The following is an 18381-nucleotide window of genomic DNA, read 5'->3' on the forward strand; positions in this document are numbered from 1 at the left end:
CGATCATATGAGAATTATATTTTTTGAATCAGAATAATCTGATTATCGTATCACCGATGAATCTGCGGTCCCTTCGCTGCTTCCTGGCTGTCGCCGAAGAACTGCATTTCGGCCGCGCGGCAAAGCGGCTCGCCCTTTCCCAGCCGCCGCTCACACAGCACATCAAGAACCTGGAACTGGAAATCGGTGCCCTGCTGTTCCATCGCACCAAGCGATCGGTGCGCCTCACCGATGCCGGCACCGCGCTGCTCGACGAAGCGCGACGGCTGATCGCCCAGGCGGACGGGCTGCGCCACGTCGTGCAGCGCGCGCACGAAGGCCGAAGCGGCTATCTGCGCGCCGGATTGATCACCTCCTCGGTCTTCACCAAAATCCGGAAGCTCTACAGCAAGATTTCGCGCGGCGTGCCGGGCGTCACGGTGATGTGGCAGGAAATGAGTTCGTCGGAGCAGATCGAAGCCCTGCACGAAGACAAGCTCGATATCGGCTTCCTCCACATGCCGACGCCGCATCCCGACCTCGTGACGCGCACGATCGTCCGCGAGCCGATGCTCATGGCGATGTCGGACGTGCACCGCCTGGCCGGCCGCCGCCGGGTGCGGCTCTCGGAATTCGCCGGCGACGACTTCGTCCTGCCGCTCCGCCACATGTCGCCGATCTTCTACGACAGCATCATCGCCGCCTGCCGCGCCGCCGGCATAAGCCCGACGATCCCGCCACATCAGCCGCGCAACCTGCTCACCATCCTCAGCCTGGTCTCGGTTGGCGCCGGTGTTTCAGTGATACCGGGCACGCTGGCCGCCGCGGGGTTTCCGGGTGTCGCCTTCAAACCCCTCCTCGGCGAAGCGCCGATCAACGAGGTTTCGGTGGTGTGGCGAGCCGACAACCGCTCGCCGGTCCTGGCGCGAGCCCTGCAGGCACTTGGCCTCGCGCAAACCAGGGGCGCTTCGACCTGAAGCACCGTTCGGCAGCATTCGGGCCGGCCTTGCTTCCGCCACGGCCGCGCGCGAAGGTGCAACCATGTCGTTTTCCGGCGATTCGGGCCGCCTGACAGCCGTCCTCGGCCCCACCAACACCGGCAAAACCTATCTCGCGATCGAGCGCATGCTCGGCCACGATTCGGGCATGATCGGATTTCCGCTGCGCCTGCTGGCGCGCGAAAACTATGAGCGCGTCGTCAAACTGAAGGGTGCTGGCCAGGTCGCCCTGATCACCGGCGAGGAGAAGATCTCACCGCCGGGCGCGCGCTATTTCGTGTGCACCGTGGAATCGATGCCGGTCGACAGGCCGGTTTCCTTCCTCGCCGTGGACGAGGTGCAGATGGCGTCCGACCCGGAGCGCGGCCACTTCTTCACCGACCGGCTGCTGCACGCACGCGGCCTGAACGAGACGATGCTGCTGGGCGCCGACACGATCCGTCCGATACTGAACCGACTGTTGCCCGGCATCGACGTGGTCGCGCGTCCCCGCTTCTCGAACCTGTCCTATGTCGGCTCGAAGAAGGCGACGCGGCTGCCGCGCCGCTCGGCGGTCGTGGGATTCTCGGCCAACGAAGTCTACGAGATCGCCGAGTTGATCCGCCGTCAGCGCGGCGGAACGGCGATCGTCATGGGCGCGATGAGCCCGCGCACGCGCAACGCGCAGGTCGACATGTTCCAGTCGGGCGAGGTCGATTATCTCGTGGCGACCGACGCGATCGGCATGGGCCTCAACATGGATGTGAACCATGTGTGGTTCGCCTCCCTGCGCAAATTTGACGGTCGGAGCTCGCGTCCGCTGCGCACCGTCGAACTGGCGCAGATCGCCGGCCGTGCCGGCCGTCACATGAACGACGGCACTTTCGGCACGACGGCCGGCGTCCCCGGCCTCGAGCCCGAGATCGTGGAAGCGATCGAAAATCATCGCTTCGACCCGCTGCGCGACCTTCAGTGGCGCAACAGCGAGCTCGATTTCCGGTCGGTCCAGGCCCTGGTCGGCTCGCTGAACGCCAGCCCACCGCATCCGGTGCTCCAGCGGGTCCGCGAGCAGGACGATCAGCTCGCCCTGCAGACGCTGGCGGCACAGTCGGCGTTTTTGCCGCGCCTGAATTCGCCGCGCCGGGTCAAGCTGCTCTGGGACGTGTGCCAGGTCCCCGACTTCCGCAAGACCATGACGGAAGAGCACATACAGCTGCTGGGGCAGCTCTTCGGGCATCTGACGCAGGGTGGCGAGCGCCTGCCGGAAGACTGGATCGAGAGCCATGTGAAGCGCCTCGAACGTTTCGACGGCGACATCGACACGTTGATGGCACGCATCGCACACGTTAGGACATGGACTTATATTTCCCATCGGCCCGACTGGATTCAGCGCGCCACCCACTGGCAAGAGCGCGCGCGCGCCATCGAGGACAGGCTTTCGGATGTTTTGCATCAACGACTCACGCAACGGTTTGTCGATAGACGCGCGGCTTTGCTTGTACGAAGATTGCGCGATGAGGGTGAAATGAACTCGTCAATCGCCGCAGCGGGCGAAGTCACGGTCGAGGGCGAGCATCTCGGTCGCATCGAGGGCTTCCGCTTCGTACCGGACGCAACGGAAGGCCAGACCGACCAGAAGGCGGTGCTGAGCGCGGCTCTACGCGTGCTGCGTCAGGATCTGCCCGATCGCCTGCAGGCCTTCGTGAACAGCCCGGACGGCGAAATCGTCTTCGATGGGCAATTGCGTGTCTGCTGGGGCGGCGGCCCCGTGGCGCGGCTTCTGCCGTCGGGCGACGTGCTTGCGCCCAAGGTCGAAGCCATCGCCTCCGATCTGCTCGACGGCCCGGCCCGTGAGGAAGTGCGCAAGCGCGCAGCGACCTGGGTGGAGACCCGCATTCGCCTCGGCCTCAGCGAGCTGATGGACGCGCGCGCCACGACCGAACTGCCGGCCGGTGCGCGCGGCGTCATTTTCCAGCTCTGCGAAGGCCTCGGCGTCCTGCCACGCCGCCCGGTCGAGGAACAGCTCGCCCAGCTCAGCGAGGAGGACCGCAAGGCTCTGGCGCGCCTCGGCGTCCGCATCGGCGTCTTCTCGCTCTATTTCCCCAGCATGCTGAAGCCGGTGCCGATCCGCCTGCGCGCCGGCCTCTGGATGATCGCCAAGAATCGCGAAACGATCCCGACGCTGCCGGCCGAGGGCCGCACCTCGATGGATCTGCCGCGCGATGCCGAGCGCGATTTCTACGCGACCATCGGCTACCTGCCGCTCGGCGACCACGCCATCCGCGCCGACATGGTCGAGCGCCTGGCCGCCATGGCGCGTGCCGCCGTGCGCGACAGCCGCGAAGCCTCGCGCCGGTCGCAGCAGCAGGAAAAGCAGGAAAAGAAGCCCGCCGCCGAGGCGACGGGTGCCGCGCCCGCGATTCCCGCGCCCGCGACGGCCGACGAAATCAGCGAATGGGCGATCGTCGCCGCTGCCTTCGGCGAGAACGAACCGGCGGAGCCGGCAGTCGAGCCCGAAGCTCCCGCTGCCGAGCCTGTCGCTGTCGCCGCCGAGCCGGTCCCGGAACCGGCTCCGGAGCCTGCGGCGGAACCCGGTGCCGAAGCGCCTGTCGAGGCTGCTGCCCCGGCCGAGCCGGTTGCTGCCGACACGCTCGCGACCGAACCCGCCGCGCCGGAACCTGCCCTGGAAACGGCGGCAGAAGGTGCGGACGCACCCGCCGACAGCAGCGCGCCTCCGGCAGAGGCCAAGCCTGCGAAGAAGGAGCCTCGGCCGTTGCCGCCGGGTTGGTTCCGCGCCACGCCGCAGATGATGTCGCTGGTCGGCTGCTCGGAACCCGAGATGGCGAATGTGCTGCGCGGCCTTGGCTATCGCGTGCATCCGCCGTCGGAAGAGAATGGACCGCTCTATGCCTTCTCGATCAAGCCGCGCTTCGTGCGCGAGCGCGAGGAGCAGCGCGAGCGCCAGCGCCTGCAGGAGCGGGAACAACGACAGCAGCGCGAGCAGCGTCGTCGCGACCGACCGGAACGTCCGAACGAGCGTCAGTTCTTCGCCGACACCCCGCGCCCGCCGCGCGGCAAGGATGACGGTCCGCGCAGTGGTCCCCGGCCGGGAGGCGGCCAGCCCAGCAATGCGCCGCGCCCCGCTGGCCAGACACAGGATCGCAAGGACGGGCGTCCCCCCAACGAGAACCGCGGACGCGACGACAGGCGGGGCCCCCGTCCGCCACAGCGCGACAGTGGCGGGCCGGCGTTGCGCCTGTACGCCACGACCGAGACGAAGGGCGATGCGGCGGCCGATTCGCCGTTCGCCAAGCTGCTCGAGCTCAAGCTCGGTGGAAAGAAGTAGCCACCCGTGAGTCGCTGAGGCGCGATGCGGCTCGACAAGTGGCTCTGGCACGCGCGCTTCTTCAAGACCCGCACCCTGGCTTCCCGCTTCGTGGAGAAGTCGCGCTGCCGGATCGACGGCCGTGCCGTCGACAAGCCGCACGCCACGGTCGCGCCGGGCATGGTTCTCACCTTTGCGCTCGGCGTCCGGGTGAGAGTCGTGCGCGTCGTAGCGCTTGGGGAACGTCGCGGGCCTGCGCCGGAAGCGCGCGGGTTGTATGAGGAGATCGACTCGACCTAAATGGCGTGCGCCCCATCGCCAGCCTTGCGCGGCGGGGGTTCGCACGTTAAGCAGCCGCCGCTCGTTTCTGGAGCCGATATGACCTACGTCGTGACTGAGGCTTGCATCAAGTGCAAGTACATGGACTGTGTTGAAGTGTGCCCCGTGGATTGCTTCTACGAGGGCGATAACATGCTGGTCATCAATCCGGACGAATGCATCGATTGCGGCGTCTGCGAACCTGAATGCCCGCCCAATGCAATCCTGCCGGACACGGAAAAGGGTCTTGAGAAGTGGCTTGAGCTAAACCGCAGCCTGTCGCTGACCTGGCCGAACATCACCCGCAAGGGCGACGCCCCGGCCGATGCGGAGCAGTTCAAGGACGAAAAGGACAAGTTCGAGAAGTATTTCAGCGACAAGCCGGCGGCCCGCTGACTTAGACTTTCCTGCAAGTCCTCTATTGTACCTTTTGCAACAGCCATGCAGTTACTGCATGGCTCGACCGTTGCTGAAATGCAACATATTGCGCGACTCCGCGCCTGAATTCTGATATGAGACTGCCGCTTGAAGCGGTCCGGGATCCGGTCCGCCGCTCGCTCGGTGTCCACTTCGGTATCCGAAAGAAACCTACCGATGGCGTGACGCCGGGCCGAATACGCAGGGGAGCGTATGCGGTGGGTCGCGGTATCGCAGAAAGCGGGGCTGTTGTGAAGGGACTAGATGATATGGCCAAGCCGAAGAAGGCGCCCGCCAAGCCGAAGGAATACGCCTTCGAGAAGGGCGATTTCGTGGTGTACCCGACGCATGGCGTCGGCCGCGTAATTGATATCGAAGCCAAGGAGATCGCAGGTCACAAGCTCGACCTGTTCGTGATCTCGTTCGAGCAGGAGCGCATGATGCTCCGCGTTCCGGTGGCGAAGGCGAAGATTTCCGGTCTGCGCAAGCTCAGCTCGCGCAAGATCATGGAAAGCGCGCTGGTGACCCTGAAGGGCCGCAGCCGCGTGAGCCGCGCCATGTGGAACCGCCGCGCCCAGGAATACGAAGCCAAGATCAACTCTGGCGACCCGGTGTCGATCGCCGAAGTCGTGCGCGACCTGCATCGCAACGCCGGCCAGCCCGACCAGTCCTACAGCGAACGGCAGATCTATGAAGCCGCGCTGGACCGGCTGGCGCGTGAACTCGCCGCCGTCGAGCGGATCGACAAGGATCTGGCGACCCAGAAGCTGAACAGCGTCCTGCAGAAGGTCGCCTAGAAGCTTCTGGTACGATCATGAGCGAAAAGGCGGCCCGGCACTTTCCTGTCGCGCCGCCTTTTTCATGTCAGGCCATGCGACGCCCGTTTCCCAAATCATGACCAAAGTTGCCTCGATCGCCCGCCTGCGCGAGGGCGGCACCACCTGGGCGCTCGGCGCCCTGGTCGGCGACGATGCCGCACTGGAGCGGCTGGGAAGCGCCCTGATGCAGCAGTGGCGGCCCGGCGACCGGCTCGTGGTGCTGGGCAACATGCTGGGGGCCGCCGGCAACACGCCGCGCACGATCGACCTCATGCTGCTGCTGCGCCGGCGTCTGCTGGCGAGGCCCGGCGCCGAGGTCGAGGACTTCGTGTTCCTGCGCGGGCCGCAGGAGGAGATCTGGCACAAGGCGCTGCAGCTCCAGTTCGCGCTGGCGCCGCTCGACGTGCTCGACTGGATGCTGTCGCGCGGGCTGGACGCCATCATCTCGGCCTACGGCTATTCGATCGCCGAGGGCCGCATCGCCAGCCGTAACGGCTCCCGCGCCATCGCGCGCTGGACCTCGGGCCTGCGAGAACGACAGGCTGCCTTTCCCGGCCACAGCGATCTCCTGAACACCCTGTCCCGTGCCGCGCTCAGCGCCGATGGCCGGCTCGTCTTTGCCGCCAGTGGAGTCGATCCCGGCCGGCCGCTCGACGGGCAGGCTGATGCCTTCTGGTGGAGCACACAGACCGATTCAGCGCTCGATGAGTCGCTCGGCAAGGCGACCGATGGCACCTGGTCCGCCATCGAACGTGTCGTGCGCGGCACCGCTCCGTCCAGGAACGTCCCGCAGGACGCCGGCCGCGTCCTGACCGTCACGCGCGCGGCGCCGGCCCTGGTGGCACTCGACGCCGACGGCGCCTTGCTGGAGCGGATCGAAGCCTAAGGCTCGATGATCTTGATCTGCGGGCGGCTTGCGAGCTCGGCGGGTGTCTGCGCCGCGTTCAGCACGAGAAGACGTTCCATCTTGAGATCGGGATAGGGCATGCGGGCGGCGAGCTGTGCCGGCGTCGATCCCGTCGGCGAGACGATGCGCAGCCGGTACGGCTGCAGCGCGGCCGCCTCGGCCTGCGTGAGGCTACGGAACGTCCGTGCCGCCCGGACCATCTCCTCGATCTGCCGGTCCTGGTGCGCGCCCTCGCTTACCAGGGCGAAGTTGCACACGCGATTGCCATCTCGGATGACGACATAGCGTGCCTGGCCGAGGCCGGTGTCGGATCCGCGCGGGCGGGCGCCGATCGCAGCCTCGTTGCCGTTGATCTCCAGGGTCTGGATGTCGGTCGGCGTGGGCTTCAGCTTGTTGCGCATCCAGTCGTCGAGCGGACCCGATATCGGCGTCGCGACGCAGGCGAACAGCATCAGGGAGCGGTCGCGGTTCACCGCCAGCACGCCGTCGCTGTCGTTGAGCAGGCGGAAGCCCGGCGGTGCCGTGAAGGCGAGGCGCATCGTCGGATGGACGAACGTGCGGCCGCGGATGAAGCCTTCCTGCGGCGAGTCGTCGACCGACATGCCGTCGATGGCCGCGAAGTAGCCCTTCTCGTTGGTTTCGCCTGGTGCGTTCGCGAGCGGAAGGCCCGCGATCGCGGAGGTGCGTTCGATCGGCACGGGATGGGTCGACGCGGCGCTCGGCCGGTCACCGACATCGGGCGACTCGCCCATGATCTGCGCCTCAAGCGCACTCTGCTGGCGCAACCGCTCGATCAGGGAGGCCATCGCATCGCCGCGATAGCCGGCCTTGACGATGTAGCCCAAAGCCAGGCGGTCCGCTTCGAGCTCCTGTTCGCGCGAATAGCGCCGCAGGGCGAGCAAACCGTCCTGCGCCACCGCCCGGCCAACGGTGACCGAGCCGCTGGCGGCGGCCGCGTCGATCGCCGCCTCGAGCACGCCCTGACGGACGCGCGCGCGCTGCGCGGCGTGGCGCTGCACCAGATGGCCGAGTTCGTGGCCGACAGCCGCAGCGAGTTCGGCCTCGTTCTCCAGCAGCGCCAGCAGGCCTCGCGTGACGAAGACGTAGGATTGCACGGCGTGCGCATTGGCGACCGGCGAATCGAGCACGACGAAGCGGAAACCGCTGACACCGGCGGCTGCCACCACGCGCTGGCCGACCCGGTCGACGTAGGCCTGCAGACGAGCATCCTGGTCCGCGGGACCGACGAGCTTCTCGATGTCGCGCGGCAGGGTGGCGACGCCGCGTCCGGTCGCCGCAGGGGAGGCCGGGGCCGACGGCGCCGCGGACGTGCAGGCAACGACGCTGGCCAGCAATGCGACCAGCGCCAGAATACGGCGAATATCCACGGATCCTCCTGGAACGACTCGACCTTAGACGCTCGACGGACAAGGCTGCAATCGCCTGCAAGGCTGGCACGAATGCCGCCGCTATGGCAGTGATGCCCCGAGGACAATCGCATGCCGCGTTCAGAGACCCCTCTACGTTCCGATCTGTTTCCCGAAATATCGCCCTATGCCAGCGGCATGCTGGCGGTCGATGGTCGGCACACGGTCTATTGGGAACAGAGCGGCAATCCCGAGGGCGTGCCCGTCGTGTTCCTGCACGGCGGACCGGGCGCCGGCTCCGCGCCGGTCCATCGGCGGTTCTTCGATCCGCAGTTCTATCGCATCGTCGTATTCGACCAGCGCGGCTGCGGCCGCTCGATGCCGCTCGGTGAGCTGCAGGACAACACCACGGCCGATCTCGTGGCCGACATGGAGAAGCTCCGGACGCATCTCGGCATCCCGAGCTGGCTGCTGTTCGGCGGCTCCTGGGGCAGCACGCTGGCGCTGGCCTATGGTCTCAGCCATCCGGGGCGGGCCACCGGCTTCATCCTGCGCGGCATCTTCCTGGGCGCACGCCCGGAGATCGACTGGTTCCTCCACGGCATGCGCACCATCTTCCCGGAGGCGTGGCGCGAATTCGCCGAGCACCTGCCGGCCGAGGAGCGTGGCGACCTGCTGGGCAGCTACTACCGTCGCCTGATCGACCGCAATCCCGACCTGCACCGTCCGGCGGCGCGCGCCTGGAGCCGCTACGAGGCGGCCTGCTCGACGCTCTATCCGATGGTGCGCGCGCCGTTCGAGTCCGACCATGGCGGCTTCGCGCTCGCCCTGTCGCGCATCGAGGCCCACTATTTCGCCAACGGGACCTTCGTGCCGGAAGACTGGCCCTGGGCCGGTCTCGACCGCATCCGCCATTTGCCCGCCACCATCGTCCAGGGTCGCTACGACATCGTCTGCCCGCCGGTGACGGCCGATGCGCTGGCCCGCGCCTGGCCCGAGGCCCGCTACATCATCGTGCCCGACGCCGGCCACAGCGCCCTGGAGCCGGGCATTCGCGCGGCGCTGGTCAATGCCACCGAAAGCTACCGGCTCTCGACCAGCGACACCGAACTCTTTGCCCCCCGCTTTCCGTGGGACGCATAAAAAAAGACCAAACCGAGGAACGCCTGATCATGTCGTACGAACTCCCGCCGGAGCAGACCGGCGCCGCCGCCTGGTATGGACCCGAGATCGCCAGGCGCGACGACTGGATGATGCCGCTGTCGGCCGCTGAAGTGGCCGAGGTCGAGGCCGCGACCCAGGCGCTGGTCGCGCGCGACGCCGATATCGCCGTGCTGAAGCCGAAGGATTTCCCGCTGCCGACGCTCGGGGCGAAGCTCCGCTCACGCGTGGGCGAAGAGGTACTGAACGGCCGCGGCTTCCTGCTGCTGCGGGGCTTGCCGGTCGACCGCTGGTCGATCCGCGAATCGGCGACGGCCTTCTTCGGGCTGGGCGCCCATCTCGGCAGCGCCCGCTCACAGAACGGCAAGGGCCACGTCCTGGGCCACGTGCAGGATCTCGGGCTCGACGTGAACGACCCCAACGTGCGCATCTACCAGACGCACGAGCGGCAGACCTACCACACCGATTCCTGCGACATCGTCGGGCTGCTCTGCCTCAAGACCGCCCGGTCGGGCGGCCTGTCGGCGCTGGTGAGCTCGACCACGATCTTCAACGAGATGCGCCGCCGCCGGCCCGACCTGCTGAAGCTGCTGTTCCAGCCAATCGCCACCGACCGACGCGGCGAGGTACCGGAGGGGCAGAAGCCCTTCTTCGAGATTCCGGTCTTCAACTGGCACCAGGGCTACCTGACCGCGATCTACCAGCGCCAGTACATCGACAGCGCCCAACGCTTCCCCGAGGCGCCGCGGCACACGCCGGAACTGATCGAGGCGCTCGACATGTTCGACTCGCTGGCCAACGACCCGGCGCTGAACACCTTCATGGAATTCAAGCCGGGCGACGTGCAGCTGGTTCACAACCACACGATGCTGCACGACCGCACCGGCTTCGATGACTGGCCCGAACCGGAGCGTCGCCGTCACCTGCTGCGCCTGTGGCTGGCCGCCGAGGGGGCCCGGCCGCTGCCCGAGATCTTCGCCCAGCGCTACGGACAGGTCACCATCGGCGACCGCGGCGGCATCATCGTGCGCGGCACCAGGCTGCAGGCGCCCCTGCAGGCCGCCTGAGCCAGTTGACCCGGAGCGGCCTCGTCCCTAAGTGAAGGCCGCTTCAAGCAAACAACTCACAAAGGGGACACCCTATGGCCAGCGATCCAACCGCGGGCGGCGCCCCGGCGGATATGCCGGTCGACCCGGACAATCTCGACATTCCGCCCCGGCCGGAAACCGCCGCCGAGTGGCAGCGTCTCGTCGAGCAGCTCCAGGCCGAAAAGGCCGATCTTCAGGACAAGCAGCTCCGGGCCCTGGCCGAGGCGCAGAACGTGCGCCGCCGGGCCCAGCAGGATGTCGAGAAGGAGCGCAAGTTCGGTGTCGAGCGCTTTGCCCGCGACGTGCTTTCGGTGGCCGACAATTTCGGCCGCGCCCTGTCGGCCCTGCCGGCGAACGTCGATTCCCTCGATCCGGCGCTGCGCAACGTGATCGTCGGCATCCAGGCGACCGATCGCGAGCTGCAGTCCGTACTGGAGCGGCACGGCGTCACCCGCATCGAGAGTCTCGGCAAGCCGTTCAACGCGGAATTCCATCAGGCCATGATGGAGGTCGAGAATGCCGACGTCCCGAACGGCACCGTGGTCCAGGAGCTGATCCCCGGATACCTGATCGCCGGGCGTCTGCTGCGGGCGGCGATGGTCGCGGTGTCCAAGGGCGGCCCCGCCGCCAGCGCGCCGGCCAACGCAAATTAGGAAGTGGCCGGCCTTGCCGGTCGCCCCCATGAGTCCGCCCGGTAGTGTGCCGAACGGCACATTCCAGCGGAGATTTTGGTCCTCAAGTCCATTGCAGGCAGGCGGACAGGACCTATATAGCCCCTGTCCTGACCCGGTTTTTCCGGCAGGTAACCACAGTACGGGGGCCGATCGGGCGCCTTTGGGTCCGGAACGGCTTGCCGAGGGAAGAGAGTAGAAATCATGGCGAAAGTCATTGGCATCGACTTGGGTACGACCAATTCGTGCGTCGCGGTCATGGAAGGCGGCGACACCAAGGTCATTGAGAATTCCGAAGGCGCGCGCACGACGCCTTCCATGGTCGCCTTCACGGATGGCGGCGAGCGTCTGGTCGGACAGGCCGCCAAGCGGCAGGCCGTCACCAATCCGCTGAAGACCCTCTATTCGGTCAAGCGCCTGATCGGGCGCCGCTTCGACGACCCCATGGTCGCCAAGGAGAAGACGCTCGTCCCCTTCAAGATCGACAAGGCGCCGAGTGGCGATGCCTGGGTCGACGTGAACGGCGAGCAGTACAGCCCGAGCCAGATCTCGGCCTTCATTCTCGGCAAGATGAAGGAGACGGCCGAGGCCTATCTCGGCGAGAAGGTCGAGCAGGCGGTCATCACCGTTCCGGCCTACTTCAACGACGCCCAGCGCCAGGCCACCAAGGATGCCGGCCGCATCGCGGGTCTCGAAGTGCTGCGTATCATCAACGAGCCGACGGCTGCGGCGCTCGCCTACGGCATGGACAAGCGCAAGTCCGGCACGATCGCGGTCTATGACTTGGGCGGCGGCACGTTCGACGTGTCCATCCTCGAGATCGGCGACGGCGTGTTCGAGGTCAAGGCGACCAACGGCGACACCTTCCTGGGCGGCGAGGACTTCGACCAGCGCATCATCAGCTACCTGGCTGACGAATTCAAAAAAGAGCAGGGCATCGACCTGCGCAACGACAAGCTCGCCCTGCAGCGTCTCAAGGAAGCCGCCGAGAAGGCCAAGATCGAGCTCTCCAATTCCAAGGAGACCGAGATCAACCTGCCGTTCATCACGGCCGACGCATCGGGCCCGAAGCATCTCGTGATCAAGCTCTCGCGCGCCAAGCTCGAGTCGCTGGTGGACGACCTGGTGCAGCGGACGCTTGAGCCCTGCAAGGCGGCGCTCAAGGATGCTGGCCTGCAGGCCGGTCAGATCGACGAGGTCATCCTGGTCGGCGGCATGACGCGCATGCCGAAGGTCATCGAGGTCGTGAAGCAGTTCTTCGGCAAGGAGCCGGCTCGCAACGTCAATCCCGACGAAGTCGTCGCGGTCGGCGCAGCGGTCCAGGCGGCCGTGCTGAAGGGCGAGGTCAAGGACGTCCTGCTGCTCGACGTGACGCCGCTGTCGCTCGGCATCGAGACGCTGGGCGGCGTGTTCACGCGCCTCATCGAGCGCAACACGACGATTCCGACCAAGAAGAGCCAGACCTTCTCGACGGCCGACGACAACCAGACCGCGGTGACCATTCGTGTCTTCCAGGGCGAGCGCGAGATCGCCGCCCAGAACAAGATGCTGGGTCAGTTCGATCTGGTCGGTATCCCGCCGGCACCGCGCGGCGTGCCGCAGGTCGAGGTCACGTTCGATATCGACGCCAACGGCATCGTGCAGGTCTCGGCCAAGGACAAGGCCACCGGCAAGGAGCAGCAGATCCGCATCCAGGCTTCGGGCGGCCTTAGTGAGGCCGACATCCAGAAGATGGTGAAGGACGCCGAGCTGCATGCCGAGGAAGACAAGAAGAAGCGCGAGCTGATCGACGCCCGCAACCAGGGCGAGGCGCTGGTTCACTCGACCGACAAGCACCTGGCGGAGTACGGCGACAAGGTGAGCCCCACCGAGAAGGCCGAGATCGAGGGTGCGCTCGAAGGGCTGAAGACGGCTCTCGCGGGCGAGGATGTCGAGGCCATCAAGGGCAAGACCAACGACCTGACCCAGGCCGCGATGAAGCTCGGCGAGGCGATGTACAAGGCCCAGCAGGCCGAAGCCCAGGCGGGCGCCGCGGGGACGGCCGGCGGAGCGGGTGGCGGCGCGTCCGACGCGAAGGGCGAGAAAGTCGTCGACGCGGAGTTCGAGGATGTCACCGACAAGAACAAGAAGACGGGATCCTGATCAGGGACTCCCGGCGGAACGAGACGGCCTCCCGCGCGAGCGGGAGGCCGACCTGTAAGGGGCAAGTGGGGGCTGCGTAGAGCGTTATGTCGCAAGACTTTTACGAGCTGCTCGGGGTGAGCCGGACGAGCGCCGCCGACGACATCAAGAAGGCGTACCGCAAGCTCGCGATGCAGCACCATCCGGACCGCAATCCCGGCGACAAGGAAGCGGAACGGAAGTTCAAGGAAATCAGCCACGCCTACGACATCCTGAAGGATCCGGAGAAGCGTGCCGCCTATGACCGCTACGGCGCGGCCGCGTTCGAGGGCGGCACGGGACCGGGCGGTCCGTTCCAAGGCGGCCAGGGCTTCGACTTCGGCTCGGTCTTCGGCGACATCTTCGAGGAGATGTTCGGCGCGAACGGTGCGCGCGGACGCGGACGCGCCGACATGCGCGGCCAGGACCTGCGCTTCAATCTCGAGATCACGCTGGAACAGGCCTATGCCGGCACCGAAGCCACGGTGCGCGTGCCGAGTTCGGTTTCCTGCGAGGTCTGCCATGGCAGCGGTGCCGAGGCCGGCTCCAAGCCGCAGCAATGCCCGACCTGCCAGGGCCGTGGCCGCATCCGCGCCCAGCAGGGCTTCTTCACCGTCGAGCGCGCCTGTCACACCTGTCACGGCGCCGGACAGGTGATCGACAAGCCTTGCAAGAACTGCGGCGGCCAGGGCCGCGTGCGCCGCGAGAAGACGCTGAAGGTCAACATTCCGGCCGGCGTCGAGGACGGCACGCGTATCCGCCTGAGCGGCGAGGGCGAGGCGGGTGCGCGCGGAGGCCCGGCCGGCGACCTCTATGTCTTCCTGTCGGTTCGCCGGCACCAGTTGTTCGAGCGCGAAGGACCCGACGTCCACTGCCGCGTGCCCATCTCGATGGTCCAGGCCACCCTGGGCGGCAACATCGAGGTGCCGACTCTCGACGGCAAGATGGCCCGCATCAACATTCCCGCCGGCGCACAGGGCGGCCATCAGTTCCGCATGCGCGGCAAGGGCATGCCGATCGTACGGTCCAGCCAGCATGGCGACATGTACATCGAGATCAACGTCGAGACGCCGACCAACCTCACGTCCAAGCAGAAGGAACTGCTCAAGGAATTCGAGAAGGCCGGCAAGACCAGCCCCGAATCCGAGGGCTTCTTCAGCAAGGTAAAGGAAATGTTCGGCGGCTGAGGCCGCCGATCTCCAGGCTCACGGATCTAACCGCTAGAGCCTTTTGGTCTCATTTCGACACATTCACCTCATCCTTCGAGACGCCGAGCGTCGCACGGCTCCTCAGGATGAGGTCATTGGTGAGATGCTACGCCGCGAGGACGCAGCGCACTGCGTGCGCGGTCTCGACCTCGCGCAGCGCCGGAATCGAGGCCGTGCAGTCGGGACGGACGAACTTGCAGCGCGGCGCGAAGCTGCAGCCGTCCGGCACGGCCGCGAGATCGGGCGGCGCGCCCGGGATGGATTCGAGGCGCTGGCCACGCATGCCGTCGTGCACGGTCGAGGCCAGCAGGCCGCGGCTGTAGGGATGCTGCGGCGCGTCGACCATGCGCTCGACGGGCGCCATCTCGACGAGCTTGCCGGCATACATGACGCCGATGCGGTCGGACACTTCGACGGCCACGCCGATATCGTGGGTGACGAAAATGACGCCGAGGTTGAACTCGCGTTGCAGCTCGCGGATCAGCAGCAGCACCTGGATCTGCACCGTGGCATCGAGCGCCGTGGTCGGCTCGTCGGCCAGCAGCAGGGTCGGATTGCACGACAGCGCGAGCGCGATCATGGCGCGCTGGCGCATGCCGCCCGACATCTCGTGCGGATAGGCTTTCAGACGCTGCGCCGGCGAGGGAATCCGCACCATCTCCAGCAGATCCTTGGCGCGCTTCATGGCCTCGGCCTCGCTCTTGCCGGTGTGACGGCGCACCGTCTCGGCGATCTGTTGGCCGATGGTGAAGACCGGATCGAACGCGGTCGCCGGCTCCTGGAAGATCATCGAGACCCGCTGGCCGCGCAGATCGGACAGGGCCCTGGGCTCCATCTCCAGGACCTCGTCGCCCTGAAGCTTGATGCTGCCGGACCAGCGCGTGCGATGCTCGGGGTGCAGCCGCAGGATCGAGCGCAGGGTGACGCTCTTGCCCGAGCCGGATTCGCCCAGGATTCCAAGCGTCTCGCCGCGCGCGAGGTCGAAGCTGACGCCGTTGACGGCATGCACCGTTCGGTCGGGCGTGACGAAAGTGACGTGGAGGTCGCGGACCTGCAGCAGGTTGGTCATGCAGCCATCGCCTTTGAATGGCCCGAGCCCGCCACGCGCATGTGGCAGGCCACGGCCTGGTGTCCGGTATCGGCCAGCAGCGGCTCGGCGCGCGCGCAGACGTCTTCGGCAAAGGGGCAGCGCGTGCGGAAGCGGCAGCCCGAGGGCGGATCGATGGGATTGGGCGGGTCGCCCTGGATCGGCGCCTCGTGGGTCCGCTTGCGCGGGTCCATCGACGGCCGGGCCGAGAGGAGCGCCCGTGTATAGGGATGCTGCGGATTGCCGTAGATCGCCTCGACCGGACCCAGCTCGACGATCTTGCCGAGATACATGACCAGCACGCGATCGCTGAGATACTGCACGACGTTGAGATCGTGGCTGATGAAGACGTAGGTGAGGTCGAGCTCCGTCTTGAGGTCGACCAGCATGTTCAGTACCTGCGCCTCGACCGACTTGTCGAGCGCCGACACCGCCTCGTCGAGGATGATCAGCCGAGGCCTGAGCGCGAGCGCCCGCGCGATGTTCACCCTCTGGCGCTGGCCGCCCGACAGTTCGTGCGGATAGCGCGTGGCGTAGTTCACCGGATCGAGCCCGACCTTGCTCAGCAGGTCGCGCACCCTCTCGCGCGCTTCGGCGGCGGGCAGGCCATGCGCGCGCGGCGCGAAGGCCAGCGTCTCGGCGATGGTGAGACGCGGATTGAGCGAGGCGTAGGAATCCTGGAACACCATCTGCACCTGGCGGCGCAGCTCGTTCACCGTGATGCCATGCGGCTCGTCGACCGGATCGCCGTCCAGCACCATCGTGCCCTTGTCCGGCTTGATCAGGCGGATGAGCAGCCGCGCGACCGTCGACTTGCCGCAGCCCGATTCACCCACGACGCCCAAAGTCTCGCCCTTCGCGACCGAGAGGGTGAGGTCGTCGACGGCGCGGACGACCTTGGTGGTGCGGCCGAGCAGGCCGCCGGGGATCGGGAAATGCTTGCGCAGGCCGGTCGCCAGCAAGAGCGGCTGGGCCGGTCCACCGCGATCCTGGATGGGAAGCAGCGTGTCCATGTCAGGCCTTCACGTCCATGGCCGCGCGCAGGCCATCGCTCATCAGGTTGAAGCAGATCGAGGTGATGAAGATCATCACGCCCGGCAGGGCCGCGAGGACCGGATTGACGTAGATCGCCTGGCGCAGCGTGTTCAGCATCAGGCCCCATTCGGGTTCCGGCGGCTTCACGCCGAGGCCGAGGAAGCTGAGGCCCGCCGCCAGGATGATCGCGACGCTGATCAGCGACGTCGCATAGACCAGGATCGGTCCCAGAACGTTGCCCAGCACATGGACGCGCACGATGGTGAAGGCCGAGGCGCCGCTGGCCTTGGCCGCATCGACGAAGTCGAAGCCGCGCACCTGGGTGGTGACGCTTTCCGAGACACGGCAGATCGGCGGGATGAACACCAGGGTGAGCGACAGCAGCGTGTTCTCCGTGCCGGCGCCCATCGCACCCGAGAGCGAGATCGCGAGCAGCACCGAGGGGAAGGCATAGAAGACGTCCATGACGCGCATGATCGCCATGTTGGTCTTGCCGCCGACGAAGCCTGCGAGAATGCCCAGGCTGCCGCCGATCAGCAGAGCGAACACCACGGGTGTCACGCCCATGAACAGCGACAGACGGCCGCCGTAGATCAGTCGGGCGAACATGTCCCGCCCCAGCTCATCGGTGCCCAGCCAGTGGTTCGGCGATCCCAGCGGATAGAGGCGGCGGAGCATCGAGGTCTTGTAGGGATCCGCCAGATAGAGATAAGGCGCGGCGATCGACGCCAGCACCAGCAGGATCAGGATGGCCGCGCAGACCAGGGTGACCGGGTCGCGGCGCAGCCGCCGTCCGACCGACTGCCAGTAGCCGCGGCCGGCGGAGGTGGGCGTCGGCTTCACCAGGATGGCGCCACCGATGTCGAGCGAAGGAGTTTGCAGGGCCATTTTGTCAGCCTCGCTTGATGCGGGGATCGACCATGGTCTGGATGATGTCCACGGTCAGGTTGAGCAACATGAAGAAGCCGGCGAGCACCAGGGTCGTGCCCTGCAGGATCGGCAGGTCGCGGCGGAAGATGGCGCTGTTCAGCAGGAAGCCGGTGCCCGGCCAGGCGAACACCGTCTCGATCAGGATCGAGCCGCCGATCAGGTTGCCGGCCTGCAGGCCCATGACGGCGAGGCAGGTCGGGGCGGCATTCTTCAGCACATGGAACAGGATGCGGCTGTCGCGCATTCCCTTGGCCTGCAGCGCCGTCACGAACTCCATGCTGAGCGTTTCCTTGACGGTGGAGCGCACCGTGCGGGTAACGACGCCAAGCGGAATGACGGAAAGGGCGATGGTCGGCAGCACCATGTGGGCGAGATGGGCGCGATCGAAGGTCCAGCCGGTCGAGTTCTCCGGCCCTATGCCCATGGGCGGCAGCACGCCCAGTTCGACGGCGAAGATGATGACCAGCACGATCGCCAGCCAGAAGTGGGGCACGCTGACGCCGATCAGCGAGATCATCGTCACCAGCCGGTCGACGATGCGCGACTTGGCATAGGCGGCGGCGGTTCCCAGGATCACCGCCAGGCTGAAGGCGAACAGCGTGGCGGCGATGGCCAGGATGATGGTGTTGCCGAAGGCGCTGCCGACTTCCGACGCCACCGACCGGCCGGTGCCGATCGAGGTGCCGAGATCGCCCGTCAGGGTGACGCCGAGCCAGCGCAGGTACTGAACCGGCAGCGGCTTGTCGAAGCCGTAATATTCCTTGAGCTTGTCGACGACTTCCTTAGGCGCGTCAGGTGGCACGATCGCCGAGATCGGATCGCCGGGCGCCAGATGCACCAGCGCGAAGACGAGCAGCGACACGCCGAAGGCGACGGGCACCAGGTAAATCAGGCGGCGTAGGGCGTAGAGGAGCATTGCGGCCCGCCTCTCTC

16 protein-coding genes are annotated in these 18381 nt (G+C 66.8%); 11 read left to right on the top strand and 5 right to left on the bottom strand.

Annotated elements, in window-relative coordinates; genetic code table 11:
- Window positions 1-56: 56 nt before the first annotated feature.
- From ACQY78_RS15625 to ACQY78_RS15650, 6 genes are all read left to right on the top strand, one after another.
- Entirely contained in the window at window positions 57-956 is a 900-nt protein-coding gene (locus tag ACQY78_RS15625) for a LysR substrate-binding domain-containing protein (RefSeq protein ID WP_428676548.1), read from the top strand.
- Between the two features lie 64 nt (window positions 957-1020).
- Window positions 1021-4302 (top strand): helicase-related protein, encoded by a 3282-nt coding sequence (locus tag ACQY78_RS15630; protein WP_428676549.1) that lies wholly within the window; start codon window positions 1021-1023, stop codon window positions 4300-4302.
- Window positions 4303-4326: 24 nt separating this feature from the next.
- Window positions 4327-4581: an RNA-binding S4 domain-containing protein gene (locus ACQY78_RS15635; RefSeq protein WP_428676551.1), complete on the top strand. Its 255-nt coding sequence runs from the start codon at window positions 4327-4329 to the stop codon at window positions 4579-4581.
- A gap of 78 nt (window positions 4582-4659) precedes the next feature.
- Complete coding sequence (gene fdxA, locus ACQY78_RS15640; RefSeq protein ID WP_422032419.1) at window positions 4660-4995, top strand: ferredoxin FdxA; 336 nt, start codon at window positions 4660-4662, stop codon at window positions 4993-4995.
- A gap of 290 nt (window positions 4996-5285) precedes the next feature.
- Window positions 5286-5813: a CarD family transcriptional regulator gene (locus tag ACQY78_RS15645; protein WP_298315789.1), complete on the top strand. Its 528-nt coding sequence runs from the start codon at window positions 5286-5288 to the stop codon at window positions 5811-5813.
- 97 nt (window positions 5814-5910) lie between these two features.
- The gene (locus ACQY78_RS15650; protein ID WP_428676553.1) at window positions 5911-6720 is read left to right on the top strand and encodes a hypothetical protein; all 810 of its coding nucleotides are present in this window, start codon (window positions 5911-5913) and stop codon (window positions 6718-6720) included.
- On the opposite strand, the gene ACQY78_RS15655 is transcribed toward ACQY78_RS15650, so the two are convergent.
- Window positions 6717-8129 carry a M48 family metalloprotease gene (locus tag ACQY78_RS15655; protein WP_428676554.1) on the bottom strand — a complete coding sequence of 471 codons (1413 nt, stop codon included), beginning with the start codon at window positions 8127-8129 and terminating at the stop codon, window positions 6717-6719. The two genes, ACQY78_RS15650 and ACQY78_RS15655, sit on opposite strands and share 4 nt — an antisense overlap.
- Window positions 8130-8240: 111 nt before the next feature.
- On the opposite strand from ACQY78_RS15655, the gene pip reads away from it, so the two are divergent.
- The 5 genes from pip (at window position 8241) to dnaJ (ending at window position 14375) form a co-directional block, all read left to right on the top strand.
- Window positions 8241-9251, top strand: coding sequence for a prolyl aminopeptidase (pip, locus tag ACQY78_RS15660; RefSeq protein ID WP_428676556.1), 1011 nt, complete (start codon window positions 8241-8243; stop codon window positions 9249-9251).
- A 29-nt stretch (window positions 9252-9280) separates the two neighbouring features.
- Window positions 9281-10336, top strand: coding sequence for a TauD/TfdA family dioxygenase (locus ACQY78_RS15665; RefSeq protein WP_428676558.1), 1056 nt, complete (start codon window positions 9281-9283; stop codon window positions 10334-10336).
- Between the two features lie 74 nt (window positions 10337-10410).
- On the top strand, window positions 10411-11010 hold the full coding sequence (locus ACQY78_RS15670) for a nucleotide exchange factor GrpE (RefSeq protein WP_428676560.1): 600 nt from the start codon (window positions 10411-10413) through the stop codon (window positions 11008-11010).
- Window positions 11011-11232: 222 nt separating this feature from the next.
- Window positions 11233-13170, top strand: a complete 1938-nt coding sequence (gene dnaK / locus ACQY78_RS15675) for a molecular chaperone DnaK (protein ID WP_428676561.1) — start codon at window positions 11233-11235, stop codon at window positions 13168-13170.
- A gap of 86 nt (window positions 13171-13256) precedes the next feature.
- A complete protein-coding gene (gene dnaJ, locus ACQY78_RS15680) occupies window positions 13257-14375 on the top strand; it encodes a molecular chaperone DnaJ (RefSeq protein WP_428676563.1) in 1119 nt (372 codons plus the stop codon).
- Window positions 14376-14502: 127 nt separating this feature from the next.
- Here dnaJ and ACQY78_RS15685 read toward each other — a convergent pair whose 3' ends face one another.
- The 4 genes from ACQY78_RS15685 to ACQY78_RS15700 are packed head-to-tail and all read right to left on the bottom strand — an operon-like array spanning window position 14503 to window position 18364.
- Window positions 14503-15465 (bottom strand): ABC transporter ATP-binding protein, encoded by a 963-nt coding sequence (locus ACQY78_RS15685; RefSeq protein WP_428676565.1) that lies wholly within the window; start codon window positions 15463-15465, stop codon window positions 14503-14505.
- Window positions 15462-16496 (bottom strand): ABC transporter ATP-binding protein, encoded by a 1035-nt coding sequence (locus ACQY78_RS15690; RefSeq protein WP_428676567.1) that lies wholly within the window; start codon window positions 16494-16496, stop codon window positions 15462-15464. Before ACQY78_RS15690 ends, ACQY78_RS15685 begins: the two co-directional genes overlap by 4 nt.
- A gap of 1 nt (window position 16497) precedes the next feature.
- Window positions 16498-17406 carry an ABC transporter permease gene (locus tag ACQY78_RS15695; protein ID WP_428676569.1) on the bottom strand — a complete coding sequence of 303 codons (909 nt, stop codon included), beginning with the start codon at window positions 17404-17406 and terminating at the stop codon, window positions 16498-16500.
- A gap of 4 nt (window positions 17407-17410) precedes the next feature.
- Complete coding sequence (locus tag ACQY78_RS15700) at window positions 17411-18364, bottom strand: ABC transporter permease (RefSeq protein WP_428676571.1); 954 nt, start codon at window positions 18362-18364, stop codon at window positions 17411-17413.
- Between the last annotated feature and the right edge of the window lie 17 nt (window positions 18365-18381).

This window comes from Reyranella sp. (assembly GCF_965279625.1).
Taxonomy (GTDB): domain Bacteria; phylum Pseudomonadota; class Alphaproteobacteria; order Reyranellales; family Reyranellaceae; genus Reyranella.